The 7,767-nt window shown below is 36.1% G+C and carries 11 protein-coding genes and 1 pseudogene; 2 read left to right on the top strand and 10 right to left on the bottom strand.

The window, feature by feature from the left end; translation table 11 throughout:
• Positions 1 to 138 precede the first annotated feature (138 nt).
• The 6 genes and pseudogenes from ABDZ97_RS03860 to ABDZ97_RS03830 all read right to left on the bottom strand — a co-directional run bounded on the left by ABDZ97_RS03860 (position 139) and on the right by ABDZ97_RS03830 (position 3,736).
• Positions 139 to 294: a hypothetical protein gene (locus ABDZ97_RS03860; RefSeq protein WP_343785246.1), complete on the bottom strand. Its 156-nt coding sequence runs from the start codon at positions 292 to 294 to the stop codon at positions 139 to 141.
• A gap of 117 nt (positions 295 to 411) precedes the next feature.
• The gene (locus ABDZ97_RS03855) at positions 412 to 975 is read right to left on the bottom strand and encodes a hypothetical protein (protein WP_343785245.1); all 564 of its coding nucleotides are present in this window, start codon (positions 973 to 975) and stop codon (positions 412 to 414) included.
• Positions 976 to 981: 6 nt separating this feature from the next.
• Complete coding sequence (locus tag ABDZ97_RS03850; RefSeq protein ID WP_343785244.1) at positions 982 to 2,259, bottom strand: RHS repeat-associated core domain-containing protein; 1,278 nt, start codon at positions 2,257 to 2,259, stop codon at positions 982 to 984.
• A 55-nt stretch (positions 2,260 to 2,314) separates the two neighbouring features.
• Complete coding sequence (locus ABDZ97_RS03845) at positions 2,315 to 2,764, bottom strand: hypothetical protein (protein ID WP_343785243.1); 450 nt, start codon at positions 2,762 to 2,764, stop codon at positions 2,315 to 2,317.
• Between the two features lie 175 nt (positions 2,765 to 2,939).
• A pseudogene (locus ABDZ97_RS17640) lies at positions 2,940 to 3,611 on the bottom strand (IS1 family transposase).
• On the bottom strand, positions 3,587 to 3,736 hold the full coding sequence (locus tag ABDZ97_RS03830; RefSeq protein ID WP_343785241.1) for a hypothetical protein: 150 nt from the start codon (positions 3,734 to 3,736) through the stop codon (positions 3,587 to 3,589). Before ABDZ97_RS03830 ends, ABDZ97_RS17640 begins: the two are co-directional and overlap by 25 nt.
• 200 nt (positions 3,737 to 3,936) lie before the next feature.
• Here ABDZ97_RS03830 and ABDZ97_RS03825 point away from each other — a divergent pair, with 200 nt between their 5' ends.
• Both ABDZ97_RS03825 and ABDZ97_RS03820 read left to right on the top strand, forming a co-directional pair.
• Positions 3,937 to 4,131 carry a hypothetical protein gene (locus tag ABDZ97_RS03825; RefSeq protein WP_343785240.1) on the top strand — a complete coding sequence of 65 codons (195 nt, stop codon included), beginning with the start codon at positions 3,937 to 3,939 and terminating at the stop codon, positions 4,129 to 4,131.
• A 79-nt stretch (positions 4,132 to 4,210) separates the two neighbouring features.
• Positions 4,211 to 4,765 (top strand): hypothetical protein, encoded by a 555-nt coding sequence (locus ABDZ97_RS03820; RefSeq protein ID WP_343785239.1) that lies wholly within the window; start codon positions 4,211 to 4,213, stop codon positions 4,763 to 4,765.
• Between the two features lie 136 nt (positions 4,766 to 4,901).
• On the opposite strand, the gene ABDZ97_RS03815 is transcribed toward ABDZ97_RS03820, so the two are convergent.
• The 4 genes from ABDZ97_RS03815 to ABDZ97_RS03800 form a co-directional block, all read right to left on the bottom strand.
• Positions 4,902 to 5,657 carry a hypothetical protein gene (locus tag ABDZ97_RS03815; protein ID WP_343785238.1) on the bottom strand — a complete coding sequence of 252 codons (756 nt, stop codon included), beginning with the start codon at positions 5,655 to 5,657 and terminating at the stop codon, positions 4,902 to 4,904.
• Entirely contained in the window at positions 5,641 to 6,048 is a 408-nt protein-coding gene (locus tag ABDZ97_RS03810; protein ID WP_343785237.1) for a hypothetical protein, read from the bottom strand. The genes ABDZ97_RS03815 and ABDZ97_RS03810 overlap by 17 nt, the downstream gene beginning before the upstream one ends.
• Positions 6,049 to 6,096: 48 nt before the next feature.
• Positions 6,097 to 6,525, bottom strand: a complete 429-nt coding sequence (locus ABDZ97_RS03805) for a hypothetical protein (RefSeq protein WP_343785236.1) — start codon at positions 6,523 to 6,525, stop codon at positions 6,097 to 6,099.
• 11 nt (positions 6,526 to 6,536) lie between these two features.
• A partial coding sequence (locus ABDZ97_RS03800; RefSeq protein ID WP_343785235.1) for a M91 family zinc metallopeptidase occupies positions 6,537 to 7,767 on the bottom strand: 1,231 nt, incomplete at its 5' end.

Here is a 7,767-nt window from a genome sequence, read left to right as displayed (position 1 = left end):
GATCTATTTACTGAGTTGAAGACACTCAAACTACTCAAAAAAAATCGGGTGAAGGTTATCCCTCACCCGATTTAACTATTTTCCCAAAATAAAAACAATGAAAATCAATAATTTAAACACTAAACTGTGTGTTACCAACTAATTGAGTACACTACCTAATTCAAAGAACTTTTCTCCCCGCGTCTCTTTGGGGACACCGTCCCACGAGTAGTACGTCATAGCCGGAGGCGCTCCTCCTCCCGGTCCCGAGGTAGAATACGTTCGTCCTCCAATATGTCGGTAGTCTTTAATCATTCCCAGTCGTCAGGTGATAGTTTGATACACTACCATTAATTACACCTATAAAATAAACCTAGGTGCAAGTTTGTTACACTACCAATAAATCTGGTACACTACCCTACCGCTTAGGTATTATTTGTTTGATTTCAAGTCTTTAAATTTCATTAATTCGATTGTTGTAGAATCCTCATCTGAAATCCAAAAATACTTTTCAACCTTATTAAGGCGAATACCACTTAACGTTCGGTCGTTATTTTTCATCATCTTCACTACTTCATTAAATGAAACGCCTTCTCCATTAAAATTTAAATCTTCCGGATCTTGAGTGTTAATATTAAAGCAAAAAATATTTTCCATTATTGCTGTGCCTCCAAGGTATATTCCAATGCTATCTAACTGTCTTGAATTTAACAGTCCATTAATACCAGGTTCTTGCGATGTAAATATTAATTGTTTTGGAGACTCTTCATCGGATACAAATTTTTTGGTTAGGGTAATGCCTATACCTGATCGAACAAATTCATTAGAAGCAGAATAATTTACAACTTTTAAATTTTCACCAACTTGTATGAGTTGCACTTTTCTTAGCTCAATTTTGGAAATCAAATATTTATCCTCCACACTTTTAAATAGAAATACACAACCAAAAAAAGTTAATAGAGCCAATGAAAGGAGTATATAAATTAATTTCTTCATAGGAGATTATTCAAAGGATCCATAAAAATATGTCGAATTATACAATTGATCTTTTGTCATTTTAATGGGTGTTTGTTGACTACCCCATGACCACCAACTTACATTGACCGTGCCATCTGTGTTTTCTGTTACACCAGTAATTTGAATATAGTGATCTGGAATTACACTCCAACTTGAATTACCCATAAATTGACTTGTATTAACTGTTAAAACTACAATATGACCTGCATCAATTGCTTTGGTCATTCCTCCCACAAGCGAAGCTCCGTTAGATGGAGTTGAAGACCAGTCTGTATTGGTTGTTTTCGTCATACTCATTCCTTTCAGTAAAATATTATCTACATCCCCTGGGTAGGTGAATCCGGATGTACCATTATCATCAGTAGGATCGTAAGAAAGAACTCCATTCAATGAATGCCTTAGAGTAGTCATTACAACAAACTCTGCTGCACCAAGACCATTAGATTTAGAGTTGTCAAATAAGTCCTTATTTGCTTTATAAGTTACATTACCATTCGAATATTCACCTGTTTGATAAATTGATAACGCCATTGTTACAAATTCCTCTGGGTTGTATTCTATTGAAGCCTTACATGAAGTTGCAATACCACATAAATTCGTTCTGCTTTGATCGATACTTGAAGGGTTGTTTAGCATGTTTTCAAGCGAGGATACAAAATCGTCCTTACTTATATTCTCAAAAACGGATGTTGTATTTGCGTTGTTCTTAAATTCGTTCAATGAATTTAAGGCGTTTTGTTGTTGTTCAGGAGTAGCTTTTTCAAGACCTTCTAATTCGACAAATGCAATGACTTGATTTTCAGCAAAAGCATAAGGGGAATTATATGGGAACTTAGCTCCAATTGGGTCAACCGCAAAAAACCTACCAATACGAGGGTCATGCATTCTGGACTTGTAATTCACAGAGTTTCCTTCACCCTTGACCTCGTCATCCTTCTCCTGACCTTGAAACCCATATCGATAACCTCCCGAACTCGCGTGACGACTATCTAATTGCATCCCAAACGGATAATAATCCGAATAACTCACCACATCCGGCTGATAATACGCAATAGCTCCTAAGCCATCATCCACTGGTAACTTCCGGTCAGAAACCACCGAAAGGACATTGCCCAGGTGATTACTTAATTCAAAGAACTTTTCTCCACGCGTCTCTTTGAGAACACCGTCCCAGGAATAGTACGTAATAGCCGGAGGCGTTCCTCCTCCCGTCCCAGAGGTAGAATACGTTCGTCCTCCAATATGTAGATAGTCTTTAATCATTCTCAGTCGTCAGGTGATAGTTTGAGACACTACCCCAAAATCTTTAATATTATACTTAATAACAGTTTTTAGGGAAAACATAGAAATTCGATAAATTTATACTTGACTGATTTTCTACCTTGTTAAATATAATAAATCCATCATCACTTATACCTGATGATGGATTTATTGATAATATTAAAATTTCTCCGATATTTTTTTTATCCAAACCTTTGAGATATCCCTGATTGTAATTTCTTTCACATAATCTCAAGAATTTTTCTGAGGAACTAATTAAATTTCCGTCATTATCATATATGTCTAAATCAACTATTTTAAAAGGAGTATATATATCAACCGTATAAAAAGAAATAGTATCCTTATTGATTGAATTTATTTGAACAATGAAATAATACCCTTGCCGTATTACAGTCTTCTCCTTTTGTGAAACAATCGCACATGAATATAACACAACTGGTAAGAGTACTAAACAAATTAATTTCCACCTATTAATATAAAATCCCATCGTTGACCTGATTTAAAACTCTTTTTAATATCACTTGCTGAATGTTTATTACCTGTGGCGTTGGAAAATGCTTCAAACCTTCCTGTTTTGCAGAATAAAAATAAGCAAAATCCATTGAAAAATAGGGTTGTCAACCTGTTTTTTCATGAAGAAAATACGGGTTATTTTTCATCAGTTAGCACCAAAAATAAATTCTCACCACAGCCAAAAGCATGACCATTGATTTACTATAAGCAATCGTTCTGCGATTCAGACGATTCAGATGGGTTCGCAGCGTTAATTCTTTTCGCTCGATATGATTATATCCCTCGTAATTTCGTAGAATGAATTTTATTAGGAATCAGGTCTTTATAACTATTCAGTTTATCGGTTGTAATACGCTGTGCATCTGATAAAACAAGTGTTTCAGTTACTTTTCGAAGTGTCGTTTTATTTCTTCTCCCTACAACAACATCGATGATTGTTTCACTTTTAGGTTCTAACGAATAGCAAACGCAAATTCGATTCTTTTTTTGACCAACATAGGTGAATAATTCGTCTACTTCGTAACAGTTGCCTTTTACAATGGGATAAGGCCGCTTTAAACCCGCTGAAATTTTTAGGATTCTACTGATAACCGTAGTTGGAGAAATGTTTAAGATTCTAGCAATACTTCGTATACCACATCCTTCATTTGTGTGGAGTACGATTTGCGAATTAATCGCTGATTGATAGCTTTTGTATCGATACTCCAATACACGTAATCACACCTTTTGCATTTATAGCGTTGATTTCCAAATGAATCCCCCATTTTAACCACATAATCACTACAAAGTGAACAGGTTAATTTTCCATCAACACATTTGATACACTATCCGGAGCGCTGGGGTTTTCTTTTGTTTTTATCAAAGATATAGTACCTAATTTTGCGGAAGCAACACATAAAAGTTCACTTATTGGCTCGTGGGTAATTTTCTCTTCTGTGATTTTCATAAGCTTAATTTCACAATTTATTGTCATACAAGCTTGTCGATGAGCATACAAAAATCAACACTTAGAAGATGAGCTGTACAATTGTAAACTAATTTGGTGGAACTATCCAATTCGTTTTTTAAACATATTGAGCATCATCGCTATATTAGTAGGAGCTTTATTATTAATTTATTTTATCAATCAAAACATCTAAATTATGAGTGACGAAAGAAACAAAAACAAGAGTGGAGGGAGTACTCTCAGAACAAATCAAAACCCTCCAAAAATATCACCAAGATCAGCACCGAAAAACAGGTAATAGTGGAGTTGGAGAAAGTTTTCAGCAACAAGAAGAACATAGAAAATCCTATGAGTTAAAACCAAGAACAACACCTAAGCCTGGAGGAGGTAAATAGCGAAGACACAAAAGACAATGGTAGTGGAGGAGATTCTGGTGTAGATGATTTATAAACTTTCCAAAAATAAAATTTTACAATGAATAGAAAGATACTAATAATAGGTGCTTTCATTAGTTTATTTATAGCTATAGTAATGTATACAGAGATATCAAGTAGTACTGATACAACGAAAGCTTTGAGTAAAAATTTCACATTGAGAGAGGAGCTACTGTTAGAGGAGCAATTCGATGTTAACATTAATTATGGTTATGCATGTAGGTTTTTTATTAAACATAAAGACATAGATAATGAATTTGACAAAATAAACAGTACGATACTTGTCGAACTACTAGATGAAAAACGAAATATTCTTCAAAAAGATATTATCAATTTAAATCAAATAGAAACCACTACTTTATACTTTGAAGGAAAAAAGGGGAAAACGTATATTTTACGAATAAAATCAAAATCTTTACATGAAAAATTAATAGGAACTCATTTTAATGTAACTATTGATGTAACTGGAGGAGGAGCATCTGTTGGAGTGTTTATATTTAACAAATATAAGTATTTATTAAATATTTTGATGTATACAATGCTCGGTATATTTGTAATCTTAGGCTCTCTAAGCCTAAGATTACAACGTAAATAATAAATACTTAAAGATTATTTTCTGCCGATTTTTTCTGTGCACGTTCTTTAGGTGGACTTCCTGTCACTTTCGTTCTGTTAACATATGTTTTATCAGCTGGTGCGCTTTTGTTTTCCATAACGGTAGGCATAACACCCTATTGGAATTGTTGTTTTGACATTCCGTAGGTGTTATTATAATACTCATCTACCCCGAATTCAGAACAAAGGATTTCAAAAATTGATTGTAAATCCTTCCAACTAGCTCCAAAAAGGTGCGTATTTTGATAAACGGATCCAAAAGGATTGGATGGCATTGTAAAACCACCACTAGCATCACCTAAGTTCCCTCCTGCATATTCTATTAATGCGCATACGTAACCATTTGAATTATTATTAAACATATCATACTTGGGTAATAAAGTATTATCAATAACATTATTATTCGCATCTAAGATATTGTGCGCTTCAATATACTCAGCATAAGCAATAAGTTTATTTTCAAATGCATCATCATCATTGCTAATAGATTCAAAAACTTGATGGTAAATTACGTTGTCACGATTCATTGCCCCAGGGTTGTAGTCATTGACTTGTGGACCTCCTTTCCCATTAGAGTTCTCAGGACCATATAACTCGATTATAATATCTCGATCGGTTGTTTTTACTCGCATAAATAAATGCATACCGACACCACCTGTCGCTGGGATTGTCTCAGAATAACCCCATACACTATCCCCATTATTATCAATCGCCCAAATCGGGGTGTTTGCAGCAAAAGAGTATGGGGATTGATTTGGAAATTTTGATTCAAATTTATCTAAGCTTAAAAAGCTTCCAATTCTTGGGTTGTACATTCTATTTCCAAAATCATAACTATTACCCTCACCTCTAATTTCATCGTCTTTTTCCATACCGTTGAACCCCTGACGATACTCCCGCCCTGGCATCTGAATCCCAAACGGATAATAATCCGAATAACTCACCACATCCGGCTAATAATACGCAATAGCTCAAACCATCATCCACTGGTAACTTCCGGTCAGAAACCACCGAAAGGACATTTCCCAAGTGATTACTTAATTCAAAGAACTTTTCTCCCCGCGTCTCTTTGGGAACACCATCCCACGAGTAGTACGTCATAGCCGGAGGCGTTCCTCCTCCCGTCCCCGAGGTAGAATACGTTCGTCCTCCAATATCTAGGTAGTCTTTAATCATTCCCAGTCGTGCGCTTCCGTATAGGTTGATCTCACTAATATAGTAAATTACACCTGTAAAATAAACATAAGTGCAAGTTTGATACACTACCTACAAATAAAAATAGCAGATAATCGGGTACACGACCCTTTTGATTTACTTTTTCCGTAAGCTGCTTATTACTTTATCAAAAATTTCTTTTTTCTCATTGGGAACATTCATATATCCTATCGTAATATCTCTATAAAAACATTCCTTCCAAAAGAGATTTTTATCGTCTTTCCCTTCTAAATAAAATGTGTCATTTTCAAGTATCGCTTTGGTTCTTATGCTCCTTGTTTCTTCATTTTTACTGATATTTTCATAGTTGGGTGTAGTTATTCCAGTTTCATTACTAAAATAAAATAATGTAGAGTCATTATACCAATACTGCTGTTCTTTTCCGTGATTTCCTGATATTACTAAGTGATTAAGGTATCCGTTCGGGACTTCAATTTTATAGTAACCAAATTTTGTAACTCTAAATTCACGATTTACAGCACAAGCGGCAAAAATAAGACTTATGATGAGTATACTACGTTTCATTTTTGCCCTCATTATGGTTTATACCAACTTGGTAAAATAGGAGAACTGCCAGAAGTTAGCATATAAGGGGGCAAACCCTTTCTTTCCCCCGTACTTGGGTTATATGAAGACTTGTAATGTGTCCTTAGTGGCAAGCCCATTTGTTGCCTCAAAACATTTTCACGATAAACAGCTTGCCACTCATTTCGTGAAATTCCTAAATGCGTTCGGGAATCGAATAAACCTCTATTGGCATCTAAACTGTGAAACATCTCGTGTCCTAAAAATACTGACGGTCTATTTGCAAAATTCCCTCCCTGTTCAGGAACAGAAGTTCCTCCTCCTGGATTCCAATATATTGTGCCGCCTGAGCCGCCTGTAAAGTCTGTTCCAATAGATTGATAATGCGAATATGCGGCAGCACCGTCAGGGTCAGTAGCATACTGATTTCCATGGGCTTTAAATCTGTCTGATGCTACAAATTCGTTTCTATTTCCGCTTGGATTGTTTTTTGAATGTTCAAGAGTAAATACATTTTCAGAGCTTTCTAATTCCTCTAACATTGTTCCCCCCTCTCTGGTGCTGCGAATATCATTCAAGGCATTTAATGATTGTTTTAAAAAACCTCTTGTTTTACCTGCATAGGCAGAACCATCAGCGTTAAACAAACTACCTCCTTCGTAATTTAAAGTTTGCTTTTTTCCTAATCCTAAAAATCCACTTCTAAAAGAAACTTTAACCGTATCGCCTAATGGGTCGCTATACCAAATCGGGTTGCCCTGAACAATCGCATAGGGACTAATTGACGGATTTGGTTTTGGGTCGGTGTTCCAACGCATAACTACTCTTGGGTCATATTCCCAATAGGGTGCTGTATAGTGGTTTTTAACGCCTGAAATCTCATCTACAGACTCTTGTGTATTCCAACCGTAACGGCAGTCTCCACTATTGGCGTTACGCCCAGGCATAGGCATCCCAAACGGATAATAATCCGAATAACTCACTACATCCGGCTGATAATACGCAATAGCTCCTAAACCGTCATCCACTGGTAACTTCCGGTCGGTGACAACGGCTAAAACATTCCCCAGGTGATTACTCAATTCAAAGAACTTATCGCCACGCGTCTCTTTGGGAACACCATCCCACGAGTAGTACGTCATAGCCGGAGGCGCTCCTCCTCCCGGTCCCGAGGTAGAATACGTTCGTCCTCCAATATGTCGGTAGTCTTTAATCATTCCCAGACGTGAACTACCATACAGA

The organism is Wandonia haliotis, from assembly GCF_039523435.1.
Classification (GTDB): domain Bacteria; phylum Bacteroidota; class Bacteroidia; order Flavobacteriales_D; family Crocinitomicaceae; genus Wandonia; species Wandonia haliotis.
This window is presented reverse-complemented; position numbering and strand designations above follow the sequence as displayed.

Bases quoted from the DNA above. Each gene is read 5' to 3' on its own strand.
- ABDZ97_RS03860 (WP_343785246.1), bottom strand. From the start codon at position 294: ATGATTAAAGACTACCGACATATTGGAGGACGAACGTATTCTACCTCG.
- ABDZ97_RS03855 (WP_343785245.1), bottom strand. From the start codon at position 975: ATGAAGAAATTAATTTATATACTCCTTTCATTGGCTCTATTAACTTTT.
- ABDZ97_RS03850 (WP_343785244.1), bottom strand. From the start codon at position 2,259: ATGATTAAAGACTATCTACATATTGGAGGACGAACGTATTCTACCTCT.
- ABDZ97_RS03845 (WP_343785243.1), bottom strand. From the start codon at position 2,764: ATGGGATTTTATATTAATAGGTGGAAATTAATTTGTTTAGTACTCTTA.
- ABDZ97_RS03830 (WP_343785241.1), bottom strand. From the start codon at position 3,736: ATGAAAATCACAGAAGAGAAAATTACCCACGAGCCAATAAGTGAACTT.
- ABDZ97_RS03820 (WP_343785239.1), top strand. From the start codon at position 4,211: ATGAATAGAAAGATACTAATAATAGGTGCTTTCATTAGTTTATTTATA.
- ABDZ97_RS03815 (WP_343785238.1), bottom strand. From the start codon at position 5,657: ATGGAAAAAGACGATGAAATTAGAGGTGAGGGTAATAGTTATGATTTT.
- ABDZ97_RS03805 (WP_343785236.1), bottom strand. From the start codon at position 6,525: ATGAAACGTAGTATACTCATCATAAGTCTTATTTTTGCCGCTTGTGCT.